A 22,184-nucleotide genomic window follows, 5' to 3' on the forward strand; every position below is an offset into this window, starting at 1 on the left:
AGTTTAGGACGTTGCACCGACAGCAACTTGGAAGGCCTTCGAATTCGACGGGGGGCTAGTCCGCCCCCGTCGTAGCCCCCAGCAGATCCCTCACCGTGTTGGCCACGGAGATGAACTCTGGCCTCTCCATCGTCGCGCTGTACTCCCGATGCACCGGGAGGTCCACATCGAGGATGTCCACGATCCGCCCCGGCCTGGGGCTCATGACGACCACCCGATTGGCGAGGTAGACGGCTTCGGCGACGGAGTGGGTGACCAGCATGACCGTGGTCCCGGTCTCCCGCCAGATGCGGTGCAGCTCGACGTTCATCTTTTCGCGGGTGAGGGCATCGAGGGCGCCGAAGGGCTCGTCCATCAGCAGCACCTCGGGCTCGTGCAGCAAAGCTCGGCACAGGGAGACGCGTTGCTGCATGCCGCCGGACAGCTCGTGGGGAAGTGCGCCCTCGAAGCCTGTCAGGCCGGTCATCTCGATCAGCTGGTCGGCCTTCGCTGCGGCGGCCTTCTTGTTCATGCCGCGCATCTCGCCCTGGAGCAGGATGTTCTTGCGGACGGTGCGCCATTCCAGCAGCGCGGCGCGCTGGAAGACGTATCCGATGTTGCGCTGCGGTCCCTTCACCTCGCGGCCTGCCAGTTCGACAGAGCCACGGGAGGCGCCGGTCAGGCCGGCGACCACCTTGAGCAGGGTGGACTTGCCGCAGCCCGACGGGCCAGCGATGGAGACGAACTCACCCTTGCCGACCTTCAGGTCGACGTCGGACAGGGCGGTGACGTCGCCACGCTTGGAGGAGAACTGAACCGTCAAACCCTCGACCGAAACCGCGGTGTCGGTGACGGTGGTGGGGCGTTCGTGGGTGATGGCGCTCATGTCGTCGCTCATTCCTTGCTGGAGGTGAAGGAGGAGTCCCAGTACTTCGACGGCTCGGCTCCGACCTCGGTCAGCCCGGCGTCACCGAGGATGGAGATGGTGTTGGTCCAGTCCTCCTCGGCATTGACGCCCGGTGCCTGGCCCTCGGTGTTGGCGGTGGTGAGCAGCGGGATGGTCTCCTGCCACTGCTGCAGCAGCACCGACTCCGGCGGGGTCTGCGGGTCCTTGCCCACCATGGCCTTCACGGCTTCTTCGGGGTTGGCGATGGCGGCCTCGAAGGACTCGGTGGTGGCGTCGACCATGGCCTGCACCAGTTCCGGCGAGCTCTCGATGGTCGAGGTGTTGGCGATCAGGCCGTTGCTGAAGAAGTTCAGGCCCTCGTCGGAGTAGCGGAGGTAGCGCATCTCGCGGCCCGACTTGTTCGCGATATTCGGTCCCTGGTCGTGCGCGAACCCGATGAGGCCGTCGACCTGACCGGACAGCATCGCGGCGATCTTGCCCGCGGAGTCGAGGCTCTGCTGCTGCACCTGGTCCTCGGGGACACCGGCGCGGTCGAGGAAGATCGGGAACGTCGTGGTGGGTGCGTCACCGGCGGAGACCGCGATGGTCTTGCCGGCGAGGTCCGCGGTGGTCTGGATGGGACCGTCCGCGTAGACCTGGACGGCCGACGGCGTCGTCTGCAGGAAGACGCCCAGGCTCTTCACCTTCACGCCCTTGTCGATGTTCGACATGACGGCGGCGGAGTCGGCCCAGCCGAAGTCGGTCTGGTTCGAGCCGGCGGCCTGCGCGGTCTTGGTCGAGCCCTGGCCGGCGGTGATGGTGAGGTCGATGCCGTGCTTGGCGAAGATCCCCTCCTGCACGCCGTAGTAGAACGGTGCGTGCTCGCCGTAGGGGTACCAGTTGAGCATCAGCGACGTCGCGGTGGTCTCACCGTCGGCGCCGGGAGCCTTCTCCGCACCACCACCGCCGCCGCCACATCCGGCGAGAGCGAGCGACGCGGCTACCGCAGCCACGAGGGCAGTCTTGAGCTTCATGGAAGTCTTCTTTCGAGGAGGTGTGGGTGAGGCAGCCGGGTCACACTGCGCCGACGGACGCGGTGGAGCGGCGCGACGCATGCCAGGGGATGAGGAACTTCTCGGCGATCTCGATGACGAGGAACAGCAGGATGCCGAGCAGAGACATGATGATGAGAGCGGCGAACAGCATTGCAGTGTCGATGTTCCCGTTCGCCTGGAGGATCACGTAGCCGAGTCCCTCGTTGGCGCCGACGAACTCACCGACCACCGCACCGGTCACGGCGAGCGTGGCCGCGATCTTGAGGCCGGACATCAGCTGCGGCAGCGAGGCGGGAAAGCGCACCTTGCAGAACGTCTTCCACTTGCTCGCGCCCATCGTGGACGTCAGTTCGAGGATCTCCGGGTCGACGGACCGCAGGCCCGCCATGCCCGCGATGACGATGGGGAAGAAGGCCATGAGGACGGCCACCAGGATCTTGGGGCTGGCGCCGAAGCCGAGCCACACGACGAACAGTGGTGCGATGGCGATCTTCGGGATGACCTGGGCGAAGAGGATCAGCGGGTACATCGTCTTCTCGATCGACGACGAGTAGATCATCACCACCGCGACGGCGATGCCGACCAGGCCGGCGATGACGAAGCCCGCGATGGTCTCGTAGGTGGTCACCCAGGTGTGGCCGGCGAGGTAGGACGCGTTGTCCACCATCGTCGACCAGGTGTCACCGGGGGACGGAAGGATGTAGGGCGCAACCAGTTCGGTGGTCGTGACCGCCCACCACGCGACGACGAGCGCAGCCACGAGAGCGAGGGGCCGCCACAAGCCGGACCAGGTGTTGCGGAACGAGGGAAACCGTCGACGACGCGTCGGCGCGGGATGCGGTGCCGACGGTGCAGCGAGTGGGGCCTCGACCGACGTTGTTACCGCCATGAGGAGTCCTAAAGCTAGTAGTGGTGCGGGTCCGACTACTCCCGCTGGAATGCGCTTTCCGAAGCTGCGGCCGAATCTAATGTGATCGCGCCCACAGTGTCAAGGAAAACGGACAACTACCTGTTCAGGGCGCTGCTCGCGCGCAGCACGACCGTTCCCGGTGCGTACTCGTGCGCGTCGAGGGCGCGGTCCGACGGGTCGAGCGCGAGCCGTACGGCACGCTCGCCGATGTCGACGAGCGACAGGGCGACCGTCGACAAGCTCGGGACATGGTCTCGCAGGGTGGGGATGTCGTCGAAGCCCGCGACGCAGACGTCGTCGGGAACGCTCAGGCCCAGCTCACGCCACGCGGCGATGGCTCCGATGGCCATGACGTCGGTGACGGCGAAGACGCACGGGGGAGTGCCGTGACCGGGCGTCAGTTCCAAGGCTGCCGCGAGGCGTCGTGCCGCGCTGTACCCGCCGTCGCGGGAGAAGTCACCGGCCACCTCGATCTCCGGGGTGATGCCGTGGCGGCACAGTGCCTCGACGAATCCGTTGCGACGGTCCGCGGACGTGCGGATGTTGCCCGGGCCGCCGATGATGGCGAACCGCCGATGGCCGTGCTCGTACAGCGCTTCGGCCAATGCTGCTGATGCAGAATGATTCTCGGGTTCGACGGCCGCTCCGAACGGCATGGGCTGGCCGATGACGACGACGCGACCACCATTGTCCCGATACGCTTCGAACTCGCGTTCCAGGGCACGGTCGAGGTCGCCGCTCTGCCGCGATCCGGCCAGGATGATGGCGTCGGCACGGTGGGAGATGAACGTGCTCACCGACTGCCGCTCGATGGCGAAGTCGCGCTCGGTGCTCGCGAGCAATACGAGCTTGCCGGCGTCACGTGCCTCGTTCTGAACGCCGCGGACGATGGAGGAGAAGTACGGATCGGCGACATCGTGCACGACGAGGCCGATCAGGCCCGTCGACGAGCGCGCCAAGGCCTGGGCCTGGGCATTCGCGATGTAGCCGAGATCGGCTGCGGCGGCGCGCACTCGGTCGGCCACCCCCTCGCCGGGCACCCTCGACGAGCCGTTGAGCACCCGTGATGCCGTGGCTTGGGAGACGCCGGCCGCTGCTGCCACGTCACGCAATCGCACTGCCGCCATGCTCGCCACCCCCACGAAATCGTTGCGGTCCGCCGGTGCCTGTTGACCGATCGACCTCGACAGCATAGCTTGGAAAGCGCATTCCGAAGCTGACTTGCCCCTCGACGCGTGCAGGACTTTCCGCCGCACCGTCTCCCGAGGCCCTCGCGCGCCTCGATCCACTCGGTCGTGCACCTCTTCAGACCTGGCTGCCGAGCAGTCAGAAAGGCCATTCGATGTCTCACCCCACCCGAACCCTGCGCATCGCCATGAACGGCGTCACCGGTCGCATGGGCTACCGTCAGCACCTTCTGCGTTCCATCCTCCCGATCCGCGACGCCGGCGGATTGCTGCTCGCGGACGGCTCGCGCGTCCAGGTCGAGCCGGTGCTCGTCGGTCGCAACGAGGCCAAGCTGCAGGAACTCTGCGCTCAGCACAGCATCGCCGAGTACACCACCGACGCCCAGTCGGTCATCGACGATGCGTCGATCGACATCTACTTCGACGCCCAGGTGACCTCGCGTCGCGCCGAGGCACTGTCGTCGGCGATGAAGGCCGGCAAGCACATCTTCACCGAGAAGCCGACGGCCGAGACGCTGACGCAGGCCATCGAGCTGGCGCGCATCGGGCAGAACGCGGGCGTCACGGCCGGCGTCGTCCACGACAAGCTCTACCTCCCCGGACTGGTGAAGCTGAAGCGACTGGTCGACGAGGGCTTCTTCGGACGCATCCTCTCGCTGCGCGGCGAGTTCGGCTACTGGGTCTTCGAGGGCGACGGCCAGCCCGCGCAGCGACCCAGCTGGAACTACCGCTCCGAAGACGGCGGCGGCATCGTCGTCGACATGTTCTGCCACTGGAACTACGTGCTCGAGGGCATCCTCGGCAAGGTCGAGACCGTCACCGCCAAGGCCACCACCCACATCCCGACACGGTGGGACGAGCAGGGCAACGAGTACGCCGCCACCGCGGACGACGCCGCGTACGGCATCTTCGAGATGCAGAACGGGGTTGTCGCGCAGATCAACTCGTCGTGGGCAGTTCGGGTCTTCCGCGACGAGCTGGTCGAGTTCCAGGTGGACGGCACCCACGGCTCCGCAGTGGCGGGACTGCGCAACTGCGTCGCCCAGCACCGCTCGCACACTCCCAAGCCCGTATGGAATCCCGACTTGCCCGTCACCGAGCCCTTCCGCGACCAGTGGCTCGACGTCCCGGCCAACGCCGATCTGGACAACGGCTTCAAGCTGCAGTGGGAGGAGTTCCTGCGCGACGTGATCGCCGAGCGCCCCCACCGCTACGGCCTGTTGTCCGCCGCGCGCGGTGTGCAGCTGGCGGAGCTCGGACTGCGCAGTTCCGCGGAGGGCCGCCGCCTCGACGTGCCGGAGATCTCGCTGTGACCGCCGTCGACTCGCGCCTCACCATCGCGCTGCCGGGCCACGGCTCGTATCAGCTGGGGGAGCCCGGTGAGTGGACGAAGCCCACCTCCCCGATCACCTCGCGCATCGCGTACGCAGCGGCACATGTCATTCCGCGAGTGACGGGCGACAACACCCCCGGCGCACCGGCCGACATCGACTGGAACGCCACCCTCGCCTACCGGCACGAGCTGTGGTCCTACGGACTCGGAGTCGCCGACGCGATGGACACCGCGCAGCGCGGCATGGGCCTCGACTGGGCCGCGACCGCAGAGCTGATCCGACGTTCGGGTGCCGAGGCTGCACGGGTGGGCGGACTACTCGCGTGTGGAGCCGGAACTGATCAACTCGACTTGACGACGCTGCCGTCGGGTCGGGAGGGTCTCGCTCGTGTCCTCGATGCCTACCGTGAGCAGATCGCGGTGGTGCGGGAGTCCGGCGCCAAGGTCATCATCATGGCCTCGCGTGCGCTGGCGCGGGTGGCGTCGTCACCCGACGACTACCTGTCCGTCTACTCGACGCTGCTCGACGAGGTCGACGAGCCCGTCGTGTTGCACTGGCTCGGAACGATGTTCGACCCTGCGCTCGAGGGCTATTGGGGCAGCGCAGTGGTGGACGACGCGACCGCAACGTTCCGCGGATTGATCGAGGCACACGCAGCGAAGGTCGACGGTGTGAAGGTGTCGCTGCTGGACGCCAAGCATGAGATCGCCCTTCGCGCGGCTCTGCCCGACGGAGTGCGCCTGTATACCGGGGACGACTTCAACTACCCCGAGCTCATCATGGGCGACGGTGTGCACCACTCGGATGCGCTGCTCGGCATTTTTGCCGGCATCTACCCCGCGGCGTCCACAGCGTTGCAAGAGCTCGATCGCGGCAACACTGCTCGTGCCGGGGAGATTCTGCGTTCGACGCAGGAACTGGGCCGGCACATCTTCGCGGCACCCACCTACTACTACAAGACGGGCATCGCGTTCCTGTCGTGGTTGAACGGGAAGCAGCCGGGCTTCTCGATGGTCGGCGGATTGGCGTCAGGCCGCAGTGTGAAGCATCTGACGCAGCTGTTCGTCCTGGCGAATCGTGCTGGGCTGCTGGCAGACCCGGCCCTGGCCGTGCACCGGATGGGCGTGTACCTGGAGCTGAACGGGGTGTCGGCATGAGTCTCGAACGTCTGTCTCTCAACACCAAGACGGTGAACAACTGGACGCTGAAGGAGGCCGTCGAGGGTGCGGCGCGGGCAGGGCTCGGCGCGATCGGGCCGTGGCGTGACCGCGTGCAGGAAGCCGGGGTCACGGAGTCGGCGAAGATGATCTCCGATGCCGGGCTGCGGGTGTCGACCCTGTGCCGCGGTGGTTTCCTCACGGCCATCGACGATGACGGGCTCGACGACAACCGTCGCGCACTCGACGAGGCCGCCGAGCTGGGTGCACCCGAGCTGGTGATGGTGATGGGCGGGATCCCGGATCGCGACCTCATCGGTGCGCGGGCACGGGTGTCCGAGAGGCTCGCCGAACTGGTGCCGTACGCGCTGGAGCGTGGCGTGCGGATCGCGTTGGAGCCGTTGCACCCGATGTTCGTGGCCGATCGGGCGGTTATCTCGACGCTGGGTCAGGCACTGGCCATGGCGGAGCCGCATCCGGTGGAGGCGGTGGGCGTCGTCGTCGACACGTTCCATGTGTGGTGGGACCCCGACCTCGAGGCACAGATCAAGACCGCAGGGGAGCGGGGCCGCATCAGCTCGTACCAGGTGTGCGACTGGTTGGTGCCGATGGAAGCCGACCCCCTTCTGTCCCGCGGGATGATGGGCGACGGGGTGATCGACTTCGCGACCATCGGGCGGTGGGTCGAGGAGGCCGGCTACCGCGGTGACGTGGAGGTGGAAATCTTCAACGCGGCTGTCTGGGCGGCGGATGGGGATCAGGTGATCGGGACGATGGTGGAGAGGTACCGGGATCTCGTGGCGATGGGGTGAACGTGGTTGTGCAGCAGGGAGTCGACCACCCGTCACTGCCTGCTCTCGTGCGGAGTCGCGGGCGCGCGACGGGGACAACCTGCAGCAGCTTGTCCAGTCGGATGTAGTCGTCGGGGTGGTTATGTACGGCGGCAACCCCGCGGCAAGGGCGGTCGAGGCGATCATCAGGCACCCGTCGGTGCAGTCGTCGACACGCGGGTCGTTGGTGTCATCTGTCGAGAACGAGTCTCTACGCGGAATGCTGTGCAGCGGGGGCACGTCTTCCCGCGCGGAAACCCCGTCAGGGCGCCAGTCGCAACGCCCGAGCCCGTGCAGCGAGAAAGAAGGGTATCGCGGTGCCGATTCCCACGGTGAAGGTCATGGTCAGCGTCGCCCACCACCATCGGCGGATCCCGAGTCGACCCGACTCGGGCAGCGCCCACGCGTGGAACGCGACGACGACGAGAATCAGATCGACCATCGCGAACTTTCCGGGCACCGTCGACCAGATTTTGCCCACGAAGAAGTCCGCCACCGACCGGGTGCCGTGCTCGCGGACGTAGGGGATCGCGATGGCGTTCTGAGCGACGCCGGCGAGTGCGGCGATGGCGATCAGGCGGCGCTCCTCGGTCACGGTCATTGGGCTCCTTCTATCGGGTGATCACCGTTCTACCCGCGGCTCCGCCAATCGCCTGACCGCCTCGCCGACGACGAGACGATGCCGCGCGATCTCGTCGTCGTCCCACCGCCGATGGGCTCGCTGGTCGAGGTCCGGTGTGGTGAACCAGCTGAACAGCACACCGAAAATCAACGTCATCAGATCGGCTGCACTCCAATGGGAGTCGACGTATCCGTCGCGCTGAGCCTGCTCGACCTCGCGAACACGCTCACTCATCACCTCGGCGTGTTCGCTCGCGGGGAGATGGCCCTGCAACTGCGCCCAGAGCAGCATCCGGTGCTCGTCCTTCTCACTCGCGAGGCGGGTGAAGGCATCCATGGAGTACCCGGGTAGATCGCGTGGGGTGAAGTGCACGGACTCGACGAATCGCCGGAAACCAAGGTCCAGTACCGCGCCGAACAGCCGCTCCTTATCGCCGTAGTACGCGTACAGGCGCTCTTTGCTGGAGCGAGACGCCAGTGCGATCCGGTCGACGCGAGCGCCGGCGAGGCCGTGCTCGGCGAACTCGCGGCGTGCGGCATCGAGGATTCGTTCACGCGTGTCAGAGGCGGCGGGGGAGATGGGGGTGTCCGACTTCACAGGCCGAATCCTACGCCAACCAACTAGTTCGTTTGACCGTGTCGGACCGCAACGGTACATTTTCGAATCGTCGAACAGACATTCCACCGCTTACCTTTCCCAGGACCGAGGCACGCCCGTGACCAGCACGCCCGACATCGTGTCGTCAGAGAACGACGCCAATCCGAACTACGAGCGTCGTTGGCTCGTGCTGTGCATCGTCGCCATCACTCAGCTGACGATCGTGCTGGACGCGACCATCGTCAACATCGCTCTGCCGCAGGCGCAGGAAGACCTGGGCATCAGCGACAGCAGCCGCGCGTGGGTCATCACCGCCTACGCGCTCGCGTTCGGTGCGTTGCTGCTGCTCGGTGGCCGCATCGCCGACTACTGGGGCCGCAAGCGGTCCTTCCTCGTCGGCATGGCGGGATTCGCGATCGCCTCGGCCATCGGTGGCCTGGCGCAGGAGGGCTACCAGCTCTTCATCGCCCGCGCCGGCCAGGGCGTCTTCGCCGCCCTGCTCGCCCCCGCTGCGCTGGCCATCCTGACCACCACGTTCACCGACGAGAAGGAACGAGCCAAGGCGTTCGGTGTCTTCGGTGCCATCGCCGGTGGCGGCGCTGCCGTAGGCCTGCTGCTCGGCGGCGTGCTCACCGAGTACGCCAACTGGCGCTGGTGCCTGCTGGTCAACGTTCCCGTCGCGATCTTCGCCGCCGCCGCCGCCATCCCGTTGGTCAAGGAGAGCAAGGCTGATGGCGACACGCGGTACGACGTTCCCGGCGCGATTCTGGTCGCCCTCGGGCTCGGCTCACTGGTCTACGGGTTCACCGAGGCTGAAGACGGCTGGTCCAACGTCTCAACCCTCAGCTTCATCGCGCTAGGCATCGTTCTACTGGCCGCGTTCGTCGTCGTCGAGTCCCGCTCGGCCAATCCGCTTCTGCCGCTGGGCGTCCTGCTGGATCGAGACCGTGGGTCCGCCTACCTCGGTTCTGCCATCATCGGCGCCGCCCTTCTCGGCGGCACCTTGTACCTGACCTTCTACTTCCAGATCGTGCTCGGATTCAGCCCCGTCGTGGCCGGAGTCGCCTCCCTCCCCATGACCGGCGGCATCATGATCACCGCCGCCGCAGCGTCCGCATTGATGCCTCGCGTGGGACCGAAGCCGTTGATGGCTGCCGGCCCCGTCATCTCGGCCATCGGTCTGGTCCTGCTCACGCAGATCGGCGTCGACACCTCGTACTGGACGCACGTGCTTCCCGGAGTGATGCTCCTCGGGCTCGGGCTGGGTCTGCTCATGGTGCCGATGCAGAACGTGGCCCTCATCGGGGTCGCCGATCACGATGCCGGCGCTGCCAGCGCACTCGTCAACGCAGCCCTGCAGATCGGTGGCGCCTTGGGAACCGCCGTCTTCACCACGATCTACACGTCCGCCAAGTCGTCCTACCTGTCGTCGAACATCGCGCCCGTGCCGCCCGCCGGAGTGCCCCCGGAGGCCCTGGCGTCGCAGACCCTGCCGTCCGATTCCGAGCTCGCTGCCCTGCCGGAACCGATCCGCAACTTCATCAACTCCACGATCGACTACATGTTCTCCGCGGAGGTCTCCGGATACGCGCACGCGTTCGCGGCAGCGGCGATCATGGTCATCCTGATCACGCCGATCGTGCTGGTGTTGGTTCGTGCCCGCAAGACCGACCTGCCGGCCGGCGACACCCCGGTTCACATGGGCTGACTCGAGCCGTTCCTACTGTCGAGGTATGACCGCTGTTCGCGGCGTAGGGAAGCCGCGCACGGCGTGACGCCGGTTAGGGTGCTGCGTGCGCATTCTCGTTCTGTGGGGCGCCCTTGCGGGCGTCGTGATCGGCCTGGTTTTCCTGGGTGTCGAGGGGTTCGCCCTCTATCGTGATCAGAGCGAGGTGATCTACGACGGCGCCTATGCGCCGTTGCGCGGTGTGGAGATAACGAGGAGCTACTCGACCACCCTGACGCTCGATCACGCCGGCTCTGGATGGTGGAACGCGCTTCCGGTTCCCTGGTGGAGTTATCCGGTGATCGGGGGAGCAGCCGGGGTCCTGGCGTCCGCTGCGGCTGGGTGGCGGGGACTGCGCATCACAGGACGTGGATGACGGTCGCTGTCAGCGACAGGGTCTCGCGACAACCAGGGTGTCGCCCATCGATAGTCGGTCATCTACAGCGCGCGCAACGCCAGTAGTGTTACCGCTCATCCGACATCGCGCAGACCGGGACGACCGCACCCTGCAGGCAGCACAGAGTCGCTACAGTCGCACTCGACCGATGCGAGATGTCGTCGTCGCGGCGAGCAGTTTCTGACGTGTAGTTCGGGCCTGAGACACTGGATGAGTAGTCGGGAACAGGCCCGATGCGAGCGGATGCGGAGTGCACGTGACCGATCGAGATGCCGACGCGAGTCGGCTCGCCGCCGACGCGATGGACCAGCGTGATCCGACAGGGTGGTTCGAGAGGCTCTATCGCGAGGCCGCCGAGGGCAATGCCGTCGTTCCATGGGATAGGGACGAGCCGAATCCTCTGATCGTGGAGCGCCTGGCGAAATCTGGGCGTCCGGGTCTGCGGGCCTTGGTCGTGGGATGCGGGTACGGTACCGACGCCGAGTACGTCGCCTCACTCGGCTACGACACAACAGCGTTCGATATCTCGTCGACTGCGGTCGAGGCCGCGCGCACGCGATTCCCGGATTCACTTGTGTCGTACGAAGTTGCCGACATGTTGGACATGCCGACGGCATGGGCGTCCGCGTTCGATCTCGTCGTCGAGTCGATCACGGTGCAGTCCATGCCAGTGTGGGTCCGTGTCGACGCGATCTCGGCCATCGCCTCGACGGTCGCGCCCGCCGGGACCTTGTGTGTGGTGTCCGGAATCCGCGCGGACGGCGCGGAAGTCGACGGGCCGCCGTGGCCCTTGACCCGTGACGAGATCCTGAGCTTTGGTGACAATGGACTGTCTGCCATGACGGTCGAACGTGTGCCGTCCGAGGGGCGATGGTGGGCGCAGTTCATCCGTATGGCCGCCGGAGAGTGGAGTTCCCCCCTTCTGAGAACTCCTCTTGCGGAGCCCGGCTCCGCGCACCTGTTCGAAACACGTGACACCGAGCGCGATCTGATTGCAGGACGTCATGCCTGCCCGGGTAGCTCGTCCGCGAAGTCGAACGAACACCCGAGCCGATCGGCGGCCTCCACACCACCGGCATCACGCACCCAGGCAACGCACGCGCCGGCGGCGAGAGCGAGGTCGCGGCTGAACAGATAGCCATCGGTGCAGTCGTCGAAATGCCCGTCGTGGTGCCATCTGTCGAGAACCAGTTTCTGCACCGAATGATCGGCGAAGCGAAGTGTGTGCAGAATGCGGCGTGAGCGGCGCACCATCACGACCCCGTCGTCGAGACGGTGAAGCTGAGCGGTGATGAGCTCGATGTCGTCGATCTCGTCGTCGGGGATGTCGGTATTGGGACCGAGATCGATGACGAGCCCGGCTGGTTCGTCCTGCATCGACTCGACGAGCCACGCGGTCATCGCGTCCCACTGGTCGACCTCGAGCAGGACGCCCGTCGGCGTTTCGAGACTGACCAGCAGGGCTGCGGCGTCGATCTCTGCGGCCCACACCTGCGTCGGCCCGTCGTCGTGAAAGAACACCCGACCGGTGTCGTCGACAAGCCCCGGCTGCTCGTTGAACAGAGACGTGTCAGTGGTGCCGTCGACATGGTGGGTGTGGATGGACCAGCCGCTCACGTCCTCGTGGGTGACCACGACGTAGCGCGTGAGGAGATCATCCGAGGCGAACTGCCAGCGTGGGAGCGTCATATCCGGCCCTCAGGCGTCGCTCAGTGCATCCGCAAGCATGTGCATCGCGACGGTGACCGAGAGTGCGCGGACACTCGCACGATCACCGGGTAGCCGCAGTGTCCGCGTGACGGTCGGTCGGCCCGCGACAGCGATGCCGAAGCACACGGTTCCGACGGGCTTGCTCTCCGTGCCACCACCCGGCCCCGCGACACCGCTGGTCGAGACGGCGACATCGGAACCGACGCGGTGCAGCGCTCCTTCCGCCATGCGGGCGGCCACGGGTTCACTGACGGCGCCGTGCTCCTCGATCATGGCGGCTGGGACATCGAGGGAACCGATCTTCACCTCGTTGGCGTACGACACCACGCCGCCGACCACGTAGGCCGACGAGCCCGCCCGATCGGTGAGCCGTGCGGCGATCATGCCGCCGGTGCATGATTCCGCCGTCGCGATGCGGCGGCCACCGGATCGAGTCGCCACGATGTCGTCGATGGTGGATCCGTCGGTCGAGAAGATCTGCGCGTCATGGTGTTGCTCGATGAGCGCCAGCACGTCGGAGTAGGCGGCGGCCGCGGACTCCTCGTAGCGGGTGACCATCTCGAGTTCACCGCGCGACAGGCAGGTCGTGATCGCCAGATCGCTGAACCCGGCAATCGAGCTCTCTGCGGTGCGCAAGGTCGCGGCGAGGTCGGCCTCCGACAATCCGTAAGCCCGAATGGTGTCTTCGGTGACCGACGCCCTCCGCGTGAGCACTGCAGCGACGGGCGCGCTGTCGATCGCCTCCGGCCACATCGCCTGCAGTTCGGAGGGCGGGCCCGGAAGGATGAGGACCGTGGGGAGGGTGCCCGAGTCATCGGCCATCGCCACGCCCGGTGCTGTGCCCGTCGGCGGGATGGACTGTGCCCCGGTAGGAACCATCGCCTGCTTGCGTACGCCCGCTCGCAGTGGTTCGGAGTCGGCGACGCTACCGAGCCGACTGCGCCAGCGCTCGACGATGGCCGTGATGCGGCCTTCGAGTTCGACGTCGAGGTGCATCTCCCGGCCGTACAGCGCGGCGACGGTCTCGACGGTGAGGTCGTCCGCTGTCGGGCCGAGGCCGCCGGTAGTGATGATGAGGTCGACGTGCTGGTCGGCGAGGAACTGGACCTGGGCCGTCAGATCGGCCGGCCGGTCACCGCACACCGTCAGATGGGCGACATCGACTCCCATCTGTAGGAGTTGCCGGGCCACCCAGGGACCGTTGCGGTCGCTGACCCGCCCCGCCAGAACTTCACTACCCGTGACCACCACACCCGCGCGCACTCCCATGGTTCGACACTACGGCTGCCGAGGTCAGGTTTGATCGGGGGCCATGACGCCCGACTCGCCCAACTGCACGGGCCCGATGCCTCTCTTCAGCGCCCAGAGCAGGAGCGCGCATCCCAGCCCTGACAGGACGAGGCCCGTCCCGAACATCGCGGCGTAGCCGAAGGCTTGGCCCACCACGCCTGCAGCGAGTCCGGCGATGCCTTGGGAGAAGACGACGGCGCACGCAAGAAGGGTGTAATCGGTTCCGGCGTAGACGCGTTCGGAGGCGTCCGTCATGAGGGCGAACAGCACGACGGTCGCGGCGCCGCCGAAGACGTGCTCGCTGACGCTGGCAGTCACCACGAGGGCGAGCCCGCCGATGTCGAGTGCCGCGGCAACGTAAAAGCCGAGCGCGAGGGTCTGGGTGATGCCGGCGACGAGCAGGGCGCGCCGTCGGCCGAAGCGCGTCGCGTACCAGGCGCCGAGCGCCGCACCTGCGAGTGCAGAGCCGGACGCGACTCCGCCTTCGAGGAGCGCGATCTGACCCAGGGAGAGCCCGAGGTCGGAGAGGAACGGACCGACGAGGGCCGACCCCATCGAGTTGCCGAACTTGTAGGCGGCGATCAGGCCGATGAAGGCCATGACACCCGGTCGGCGCAGACGAACCCACCACGTTCCGGCGAGGCGGACTGCGGTCGTCGACTCGGTCGGTCGCACGTCCGCCCTGTCGAGCTGAGTGCGAAGCAGGAGGACCGGGATCGTGGACGCGACGATCAACACGGCCATCGCGACGAACAGTGCTCGCCATCCCGCGAACGAGAACAACCACAGCAGAACGCCGCCGCCGACGATCATGCCGATGCGGTACGCCCCGAGTTGGATCCCGTTGCCCACTCCTCGGTCGCGTGCGTCGAGCAGTCGAACGGCGAGCCCATCGGTGACGACGTCCTGCGTCGCGGACAGAACGTTCACGACGTGGATTCCGACGAACAGCCACTGCGGGCCGGACGTGAGGTCGAAGCAGGGCAGCACGAGTGCCGTCAGGCCGAGCTGGGGTGGGAGGGGCCACCGTCGTTGACTCCACTACCTCTTGACGAATCCTCCACCGTCCGCTTCGACAAGTCGAGGCAGCGAAGGCAAGCACAAGCCGCCTTGTCGAGGTCAGCGCAGACCAGTTCACCGACATCTTGCTCAAGCCGACGACTTTGACGCCGAGACCATGTGTGCTGGTACCGAGGTGGGCATTGAACTACCACGTGTTCGCCCTACGGTGCCCGCACCCTCACTCAGCACCCCGGGGACCCCAGGGTGTGCTTCGGCCTTCGACCCAGGCGCTGCCAATGGTGTTGCGGCAGGCCGGCTACCGTCTGGTCGGGATCAGCGCGAGAGGGGTGCTTTTCGATCCGTGGGCGCTCAAGTTCCGCTGGGCGCCGCATGCATCGTTCCCACGAATCGGGAGGTGATCTGGGCGCTAGTGAAGGCGAGGCGGCACCACCCAGACCTGCCGGTCGGGTACCAATTAGACCGGTCGCCCAAAGAAAATGTGCGACTTGGAAGCGCAGGGACCGAAAGCAGGCAATGTGCCATTTATGCTGATCTGAGGGTCGTGCAATGACGTTGAGAGTGGCCGCGGACCGCGTCACAAGCCCGGAAGCGCCGCTCGGCAGCTCGCGCCTCGACTTCGCGGGCTGGACAACCGCCGGTCGGTGATACTCTTGCTTACACGCAAGGAGGTCATTGATGAACGCAGATCATGCTTCTGTAGGAATGGGCGATTGTGGACCACCTCTAGGGGAATACTGGACACACGTCGCCTCCCAGGAGGAAATGCCGTTAGCAGGGGCCTCGCGAGATCCTAACGGTCTACTGAAGATTGAGCACCTCTTTCCGACATCTGCTGCGTCCACGAATGTATCTCTCAGCGAAACAACACTCACGGACCTCTTAGTGAAAGACGCGTTGTTAGCTATCGAGCTAAGAATGCTGGCATCGATATCGGATAAGCGTTTCTACCTAGACTTGAGCTATTTGCTGAGCCGGCAACTCATAGTGCCATACGAACTTCCGACAATCTGTGGTTGTCTACCGAGTGAGATGAGACGACATACCACGTCGGCAATCCTGCGGCTCATTTCGCACGGCCCCTCGAAGCGCCGTTTTCGTGCGGCGCAAGTAACTGCTGAGTATTTGACCGCGAAAGGTGCCCTGACTGTTCTCCAGGTATACCGGTCCATGGACGCACCAACAAGAAAAGCCGTTCAAGAAAAGTGGCTTTACCCAAAAGAAGTTCAGCAGAACGAGACAAAGCGTCGTGGACATGGTGCAGAAGCTGAGATAGCAAGAGTTCTTTCCGAGTGCGGTATAAAAATACTGCCCGAAAATAAAGCCATAAACCCAATGGGTGGCTATGACCCTAACGTATCGCTCGACACTTTCGAAATTGTGAAACGAGATGCAGCAAGAACCGTAAGTGCCGACATTGTGGTCCTGGACAAGCATGAACAGCCCAGGGCTCTAGTGTTTGCCTTGGTGCAGTCATCAGATCCTGGTCAGTTCGGTGTCGATAAGGCTAAGACAAATATTGCTATCAGAGAGCGTCTCGAATTCTATAAAGACTCAACCCAGTCGGTGCTTGAGATGTGGGGAATCGTGGATGGTATTGGTTACTCGGAGAACGTCAACGGGACGCTTGCTCCAATGTTGCATACTTTTGATGATTTCTTCCAACATAAATCGAGTTACAAGTCCGCGCTCGCCGCAAATCGATTGGGCCTTTGCACCGTCCTCGGTATACGATTCGACGAGGAACACTACAGTGCTGCCAACGCATTAGTCATGGGTAAGAAATACGCTCCCGGAGTCCCCGTTCTCGGGCCGACTCAATCCGCGCCTCGGAGCGCTCGCGAGGTTTCTGCTGGATGGGCGACAATATGGGTTGATCAGTGAGGATTTAGTAGCCAACTGCGCTAGGTGAACCTCGGCATTAGCGTTCACACACAACCAAGATGGATCTCTCACGGTGACCTGGCTATGTTCGAATGCGCAGGCCAGGTGATGGGATGTACATTTGCTCTTTCATCTTTTAACCAAGGCGCGAATACTGTAGTTCACTAATGGACGGGTCTCTAAGCGGTCTGCGATCGGAGTGCTGGGCCCGATTCCCGTGCAAACTATAGAAGGGTCGGCCCTGAACCGCCGATAAGAATCATAGATCAATCCAGAATCGGCGGCTTTTCAACCCAATGCCGCGAGCAAACTTAAGGGCAATATTAGTATCCAATACTACGGCGTTCGGCTGCTACTGCAATCTCGGAAAGACCCCACAAACGGCATACCAACATGTCGATCTCATCGGCGCACAGACGTGCTTCAGGGCCTAGGCCTTTGCCCGTGTGCTGGTGCCCTAACTCGCAGAAGCGTGCAATCTCCATGTGAATCGAGTTCCTTGGATTGAATTGTGGGATCGCGATGTTCTGAACGATGCTTGGTGGGATCTGGGTAGAAACCATGCGACTGTGGACGTGGCTGATGACCGGCGCAGATGCGAGAATCCCACCAACAAAAAATGCCTCATCTTTTGACCCACACGCAATCAACATCAATTTTTCATTCGGAATATGTGGTTTGAGATCTTCTTTGGAGGGGCCAATTACTGCTGTCGTAAAACGCGCTGAGATGTATCGCCAGACTACTTTCCAGTCGGAGAAGGTGTACTCGCCAACTCGCTGGCATGCGTAGAATGCCGTTTGAAGATAGGGAAGTTCCCATTTCGAGAATCCGCGTCGATCCGCGAGTGTTGATTTGAATTGTGAAAGATAGTCGTATGTCAAGGGCGCCTCTTCGCGCATTGTTTCTTCGTCAACAGGTTGCATTTTGGTTTCTTTTGTATGGGGGAGCAATGTGGAAATTTCCGAGTCGTATTTCCACTGCGATACATCTCGACCGCGAAGGAACGGGTAGATGTATGTAGGTTCGATGACAGCTCGAACTGTATCCACTTTGCGCTTTGCTCTCTCGGTGACGTTTTCTACTGTTATGTACTCTCCCCTCGTTGTCAGGCGACGAATGTGAAAGACGCCGTTGGCGCCTCCAGTAAAAAGGCCAGTGCGTCCGCGATACATATTAGGACCGTCCACCGCGCGATGAAGAGCACTCGCACTTGCGCTACTAGTTGACCAACTGCTAGTAACGTCATCAGATTTCGACAACGTCGCCCACTGGATGACGGGGTCGAAACTAAGACCCGCGTTCCCGGTTACTGGTTGTTTGTCTCCGGGTAACTTTCCCCATTTATGTACTGCAATAGGGTAACGCGTGAGACTATCTGACCGACCATAGATGCCAATAGTTCTGTTCGAGACTCCGTCAAAAGGCTTTGTAGCCACGAAGTCTTCCATAAGCGTTATCGCGTAAGGCCGGGGGAGAATGCCTACTTCGAATCGACGGAACTCGGCATGATTCGTTGCAGATTTTACTAGCGACTCGGGAAGGATGAACGCAAAGTCGCCACCTGGTTTCAAGCGGTGTGCAATAGCGTGGGCGACAAACAATGCAGACACATCTTCCTTGCTGAAACCGGCGTTCTTGACTGATTTCTTATAGATCCCTAAACGAGGCCATAAGTTTATATGCTTCTGCCGAAATTCCGTTGGCATGTACTCCCAATTGGTCCAGGGTGGGTTGCTAACTACAACATCGGCGTTAACTTGATCTCCCGATTGTGCATCGAGAGCGTCTGCGCATTTTATGGAGTGTAACGCTTCCGATATTAGTTCTATATTGTTATCGATCGAGATGGCTGATAAGGCAAGTATCAGGTTGGTAGTAGCCAGTAGACACGGAAGCGCCCCAATATCTGCACCGGTGAGCCTGTGGGCAACTTGCTCCAAACCGGCCTCAATTGTGACACTCCTATTTTGGACGGCTTGGCGGACCTCTTCCGCGGCGGCCACCAGGAAAACGCCGGATCCGCAAGTTGGATCACAAATGGTCCGTAGTAGCGAATCAGGGTCCTCCGACTTGTAACCCAGTTGGCGGAGAGTATGCCTGGCGAGCCATTGCGGGGTATAGAATTGTCCGACTGCGTGCCTGATTTCGCGTGGCAGTAGTTCGTGGTAAATACTTTGAAAGTGGTCTCGGATCGGACTCCCGGATGACTCGCTAATTATCGACGATACCCATTCGATCTCTGAACTGATCAACGACGGAGCTAGTTCGGTCAACGCTGCACTGGTCGCATCTGCACGTTTGCTGGCTTGCTTCAGATACTTGGGTGCGTTGGCGATGTTTTCCGATCCGAGTATTCCTCGGATTGCCAGTATCGCTTTGAGCTCCAAGTATCGCTCAATGGAGAAGACGTATAATGGAACATCTTCGTTTCGGAGATCGCATCCGGTTGCCCGGCTAATCGCGCCGGGCTTGATCGCTTTCTTGCGGTCAAGCGCGCCACGTTGAACGGTTATGTCGGTTCGCCATTCGGAGTACCCCCACGTGTGTCGCACCGCGGGGTTTACGAGTAGTTGATTATATAGTATGGAAATGGCCATTCTAGCGTCTGAAATTTCTAGCTCCTTCGCTGAGGATACTGCGCTTATCGCAGGTTCAGGGGTGGCCTACTTGGCTTAAACCGTAGGGCGTGGACCGTGAATCTTTGTTTGCATCGTGTTAGACGGGCCTCCTGTCTCGGTGCCGGCGTGCAGTACCGGCCCCCTAAGCGGAAGTTACGTTACTACGCGCAGATGACCCCGATTGTGCAGCTACTCCACGCAGGACGCTCCGGTTCCGGCTGGAGCACTCATGCGGCGATGACCGTCTATCGTGGCGTGTATCTTTTTCAGCACCTGGACCTGCCCGCTTCGGCAGGATCGAAGGGGTCGCAGTCCGGGCCGGGGGTGAGGACTGGGGGGGGGGCATCAGATGCCCCTGAAATGCGGTAGCGTGACACTTGGAGTCTGACCGTACGAAATGCTCATGTGCGAGGTCCTTGAACGATTCGGCAACCAACTTGTCGGTACTGCGGGCGAGGACGTGCTTCTCATGCAGTAGAAGGCAGTGTGCGTTCGTGTCGTCAGAGCGGCGCCGCGGCACAAAAGCCCTGCTGGTCACGGAAGGTTACTCATTAGTAACCTCCTGGGTCGCCGGTGGGAGATCGTCGGCGCAGGTCAGGTTATGTCTCGAGACACATCGAGCCCGCTGGACCGGGGTCGCCACAACACAGCCCTGCACGACTAAAGTTGTTCCCGAGCCCACAAGGACAGACGACGTCGAGCAGACGGAAAACGAGGCAAGACCTGCAATGACTGAGAAAAAGCCGACCATCATCTACACCCTGACCGACGAGGCGCCCATGCTGGCGACTCACGCGTTCCTGCCGGTCATCCGCACTTTCGCCAGCGCAGCCGGGATCGAGGTGGAGTCGAGCGACATCTCCGTTGCCAGTCGCATCCTCGCCGAGTTCCCCGACTACCTGGACGAGGACCAGCGGGTGCCGGACAACTTGGCCGAGCTCGGCAAGCTGACCCAGCTGCCCGACACGAACATCATCAAGCTCCCCAATATCAGTGCCTCGGTACCGCAGCTGCACGCCGCGATCAAGGAACTGCAGGACAAGGGCTACAAGATCCCCGACTTCCCGGGCAACCCGAAGACGGACGAGGAGCGGGAGATCCGCGACCGCTACACCAAGTGCCTCGGTAGCGCCGTCAACCCGGTTCTCCGTGAGGGCAACTCCGACCGCCGCGCGCCGAAGGCCGTGAAGGAGTACGCGCGCAAGCACCCGCACAGCATGACCGAGTGGTCGCCGGCGTCGCGCACGCATGTCGCGCACATGCGCGAGGGCGATTTCTACCACGGTGAGAAGTCGATGACCGTCGAGGGCGACCGCGAGGTCAAGATGGAGCTCGAGACGAAGAGCGGCAAGACCGTCGTTCTGAAGCCGAAGGTCTCGCTGACCGACGGCGACGTCATCGACAGCATGTTCATGAGCGCCAAGGCGCTGGACAAGTTCTACGAAGAGCAGATGCAGGACGCCTACGAGACCGGCGTCATGTTCTCCCTGCACGTCAAGGCCACGATGATGCGGGTCTCGCACCCCATCGTCTTCGGTCACGCGGTGCGCGTTTTCTACAAGGACGCCTTCGCCAAGCACAACGAGCTCTTCGAAGAGCTCGGCGTCAACGTCAACAACGGCCTCTCCGATCTCTACAGCAAGATCGACACCCTTCCGGCGTCGAAGCGCGACGAGATCGTCGAGGACCTGCACAAGTGCCACGAGCACCGGCCCGAGCTGGCCATGGTCGACTCGGCACGCGGCATCTCCAATTTCCACTCGCCCAGCGACGTCATCGTCGACGCCTCCATGCCCGCGATGATTCGCGCCGGCGGCAAGATGTGGGGAGCCGACGGCCGTCCCAAGGACACCAAGGCCGTCAACCCGGAGTCGACCTTCTCCCGCATCTACCAGGAGATGGTGAACTTCTGTAAGACGAACGGCCAGTTCGACCCGACGACCATGGGCACCGTTCCCAACGTCGGCCTCATGGCGCAGAAGGCCGAGGAGTACGGCTCGCACGACAAGACCTTCGAAATCGAAGAGGACGCCGTCGCGAACATCGTCGACGTGGCGACCGGCGAGGTCATGCTCACGCAGAACGTGGAGAAGGGCGACATCTGGCGCCTCTGCATCGTCAAGGACGCGCCGATCCAGGACTGGGTCAAGCTCGCCGTGAACCGTGCGCGCGATTCGGGAATGCCGGTGCTCTTCTGGCTCGATCCGTACCGCCCCCACGAGAACGAGCTGATCAAGAAGGTGCGCACGTACCTGAAGGATCACGACACCGAGGGCCTCGATATCCAGATCATGTCGCAGGTCCGCGCGATGCGGTACACGCTCGAGCGCGTCGTCCGCGGTCTGGACACCATCTCCGCGACCGGCAACATCCTCCGCGATTACCTCACGGACCTGTTCCCAATCCTCGAGCTCGGCACCAGCGCCAAGATGCTGTCCATCGTTCCCTTGATGGCCGGCGGCGGACTGTACGAGACGGGTGCCGGCGGTTCCGCGCCGAAGCACGTCAAGCAGCTCATCGAGGAGAACCACCTCCGCTGGGACTCGCTCGGCGAGTTCCTCGCGCTGGCCGTGAGCCTCGAGGACCTGGGCAAGAAGACCGGTGGCAAGGCGAACGTCCTGGGCAAGGCCCTCGACGCCGCGACCGGCAAGCTGCTCGAGGAGAACAAGGGCCCGTCGCGCACCACCGGCGAGCTGGACAACCGCGGCAGCCAGTTCTACCTGGCCAAGTTCTGGGCGCAGGAGCTGGCGAACCAGACCGAGGACGAGGAGCTGGCCAAGCACTTCGCGCCGCTCGCCAAGACGCTGGCCGATCAGGAAGAGGCCATCGTCAAGGAGCTCGGCGACGCGCAGGGTGAGCCCGTCGACATCGGCGGGTACTACTACCCGGATCCCGAGAAGGCGACGTCGATCATGCGTCCGAGCAAGACGTTCAATCAGGCTCTGGAGTCTGCGACCACGTAGTTCACGGCCCTCTGGC

General features: G+C 63.5%; 16 protein-coding genes and 1 pseudogene. 8 read left to right on the forward strand and 9 right to left on the reverse strand.

Annotation, left to right across the window (positions count from 1 at the left end; translation table 11 throughout):
• Positions 1 to 55 precede the first annotated feature (55 nt).
• From QE397_RS03240 to QE397_RS03255, 4 genes are all read right to left on the reverse strand, one after another.
• Positions 56 to 865 carry an ABC transporter ATP-binding protein gene (locus tag QE397_RS03240; RefSeq protein ID WP_307091684.1) on the reverse strand — a complete coding sequence of 270 codons (810 nt, stop codon included), beginning with the start codon at positions 863 to 865 and terminating at the stop codon, positions 56 to 58.
• An 8-nt stretch (positions 866 to 873) separates the two neighbouring features.
• Positions 874 to 1,899 carry an ABC transporter substrate-binding protein gene (locus tag QE397_RS03245; protein ID WP_027504834.1) on the reverse strand — a complete coding sequence of 342 codons (1,026 nt, stop codon included), beginning with the start codon at positions 1,897 to 1,899 and terminating at the stop codon, positions 874 to 876.
• A gap of 40 nt (positions 1,900 to 1,939) precedes the next feature.
• Positions 1,940 to 2,809: an ABC transporter permease gene (locus QE397_RS03250; protein ID WP_027504835.1), complete on the reverse strand. Its 870-nt coding sequence runs from the start codon at positions 2,807 to 2,809 to the stop codon at positions 1,940 to 1,942.
• 116 nt (positions 2,810 to 2,925) lie between these two features.
• Positions 2,926 to 3,957, reverse strand: a complete 1,032-nt coding sequence (locus QE397_RS03255; RefSeq protein ID WP_307091686.1) for a LacI family DNA-binding transcriptional regulator — start codon at positions 3,955 to 3,957, stop codon at positions 2,926 to 2,928.
• 215 nt (positions 3,958 to 4,172) lie between these two features.
• On the opposite strand from QE397_RS03255, the gene QE397_RS03260 reads away from it, so the two are divergent.
• Genes QE397_RS03260 through QE397_RS03270 form a run of 3 tightly spaced genes read left to right on the forward strand, consistent with a single transcriptional unit; the run spans position 4,173 to position 7,320 of the window.
• Complete coding sequence (locus QE397_RS03260) at positions 4,173 to 5,330, forward strand: Gfo/Idh/MocA family protein (RefSeq protein ID WP_307091688.1); 1,158 nt, start codon at positions 4,173 to 4,175, stop codon at positions 5,328 to 5,330.
• On the forward strand, positions 5,327 to 6,508 hold the full coding sequence (locus tag QE397_RS03265; protein WP_307091690.1) for a dihydrodipicolinate synthase family protein: 1,182 nt from the start codon (positions 5,327 to 5,329) through the stop codon (positions 6,506 to 6,508). Before QE397_RS03260 ends, QE397_RS03265 begins: the two co-directional genes overlap by 4 nt.
• Positions 6,505 to 7,320 (forward strand): sugar phosphate isomerase/epimerase, encoded by an 816-nt coding sequence (locus QE397_RS03270; RefSeq protein ID WP_307091691.1) that lies wholly within the window; start codon positions 6,505 to 6,507, stop codon positions 7,318 to 7,320. Before QE397_RS03265 ends, QE397_RS03270 begins: the two co-directional genes overlap by 4 nt.
• Positions 7,321 to 7,600: 280 nt before the next feature.
• Here QE397_RS03270 and QE397_RS03275 read toward each other — a convergent pair whose 3' ends face one another.
• On the reverse strand, positions 7,601 to 7,939 hold the full coding sequence (locus QE397_RS03275) for a DUF2834 domain-containing protein (protein ID WP_307091694.1): 339 nt from the start codon (positions 7,937 to 7,939) through the stop codon (positions 7,601 to 7,603).
• A 21-nt stretch (positions 7,940 to 7,960) separates the two neighbouring features.
• Complete coding sequence (locus QE397_RS03280; protein WP_307091696.1) at positions 7,961 to 8,644, reverse strand: TetR family transcriptional regulator; 684 nt, start codon at positions 8,642 to 8,644, stop codon at positions 7,961 to 7,963.
• A 31-nt stretch (positions 8,645 to 8,675) separates the two neighbouring features.
• On the opposite strand from QE397_RS03280, the gene QE397_RS03285 reads away from it, so the two are divergent.
• From QE397_RS03285 to QE397_RS03295, 3 genes are all read left to right on the forward strand, one after another.
• Positions 8,676 to 10,265, forward strand: a complete 1,590-nt coding sequence (locus QE397_RS03285) for an MFS transporter (RefSeq protein ID WP_307091698.1) — start codon at positions 8,676 to 8,678, stop codon at positions 10,263 to 10,265.
• An 85-nt stretch (positions 10,266 to 10,350) separates the two neighbouring features.
• Positions 10,351 to 10,659 (forward strand): hypothetical protein, encoded by a 309-nt coding sequence (locus QE397_RS03290; protein ID WP_307091700.1) that lies wholly within the window; start codon positions 10,351 to 10,353, stop codon positions 10,657 to 10,659.
• A 277-nt stretch (positions 10,660 to 10,936) separates the two neighbouring features.
• Positions 10,937 to 11,818 carry a bifunctional 2-polyprenyl-6-hydroxyphenol methylase/3-demethylubiquinol 3-O-methyltransferase UbiG gene (locus QE397_RS03295; protein ID WP_307091702.1) on the forward strand — a complete coding sequence of 294 codons (882 nt, stop codon included), beginning with the start codon at positions 10,937 to 10,939 and terminating at the stop codon, positions 11,816 to 11,818.
• Positions 11,819 to 12,378: 560 nt separating this feature from the next.
• Here QE397_RS03295 and QE397_RS03300 read toward each other — a convergent pair.
• Both QE397_RS03300 and QE397_RS03305 read right to left on the reverse strand, forming a co-directional pair.
• Positions 12,379 to 13,659, reverse strand: a complete 1,281-nt coding sequence (locus tag QE397_RS03300) for a competence/damage-inducible protein A (RefSeq protein WP_307091704.1) — start codon at positions 13,657 to 13,659, stop codon at positions 12,379 to 12,381.
• Positions 13,660 to 13,683: 24 nt separating this feature from the next.
• Positions 13,684 to 14,700 (reverse strand): annotated as a pseudogene (locus tag QE397_RS03305) (MFS transporter); the annotation flags it as partial.
• A 1,170-nt stretch (positions 14,701 to 15,870) separates the two neighbouring features.
• Between QE397_RS03305 and QE397_RS03310 the strand changes: the two are divergent.
• On the forward strand, positions 15,871 to 16,584 hold the full coding sequence (locus QE397_RS03310) for a hypothetical protein (RefSeq protein WP_307091706.1): 714 nt from the start codon (positions 15,871 to 15,873) through the stop codon (positions 16,582 to 16,584).
• A gap of 323 nt (positions 16,585 to 16,907) precedes the next feature.
• On the opposite strand, the gene QE397_RS03315 is transcribed toward QE397_RS03310, so the two are convergent.
• Positions 16,908 to 19,184 (reverse strand): class I SAM-dependent DNA methyltransferase, encoded by a 2,277-nt coding sequence (locus QE397_RS03315; protein WP_307091708.1) that lies wholly within the window; start codon positions 19,182 to 19,184, stop codon positions 16,908 to 16,910.
• A 749-nt stretch (positions 19,185 to 19,933) separates the two neighbouring features.
• Here QE397_RS03315 and QE397_RS03320 point away from each other — a divergent pair.
• Entirely contained in the window at positions 19,934 to 22,168 is a 2,235-nt protein-coding gene (locus tag QE397_RS03320; protein ID WP_307091710.1) for an NADP-dependent isocitrate dehydrogenase, read from the forward strand.
• Positions 22,169 to 22,184 lie beyond the last annotated feature (16 nt).

Source organism: Rhodococcus sp. SORGH_AS_0301 (assembly GCF_030818285.1).
Lineage (GTDB): Bacteria > Actinomycetota > Actinomycetes > Mycobacteriales > Mycobacteriaceae > Rhodococcoides.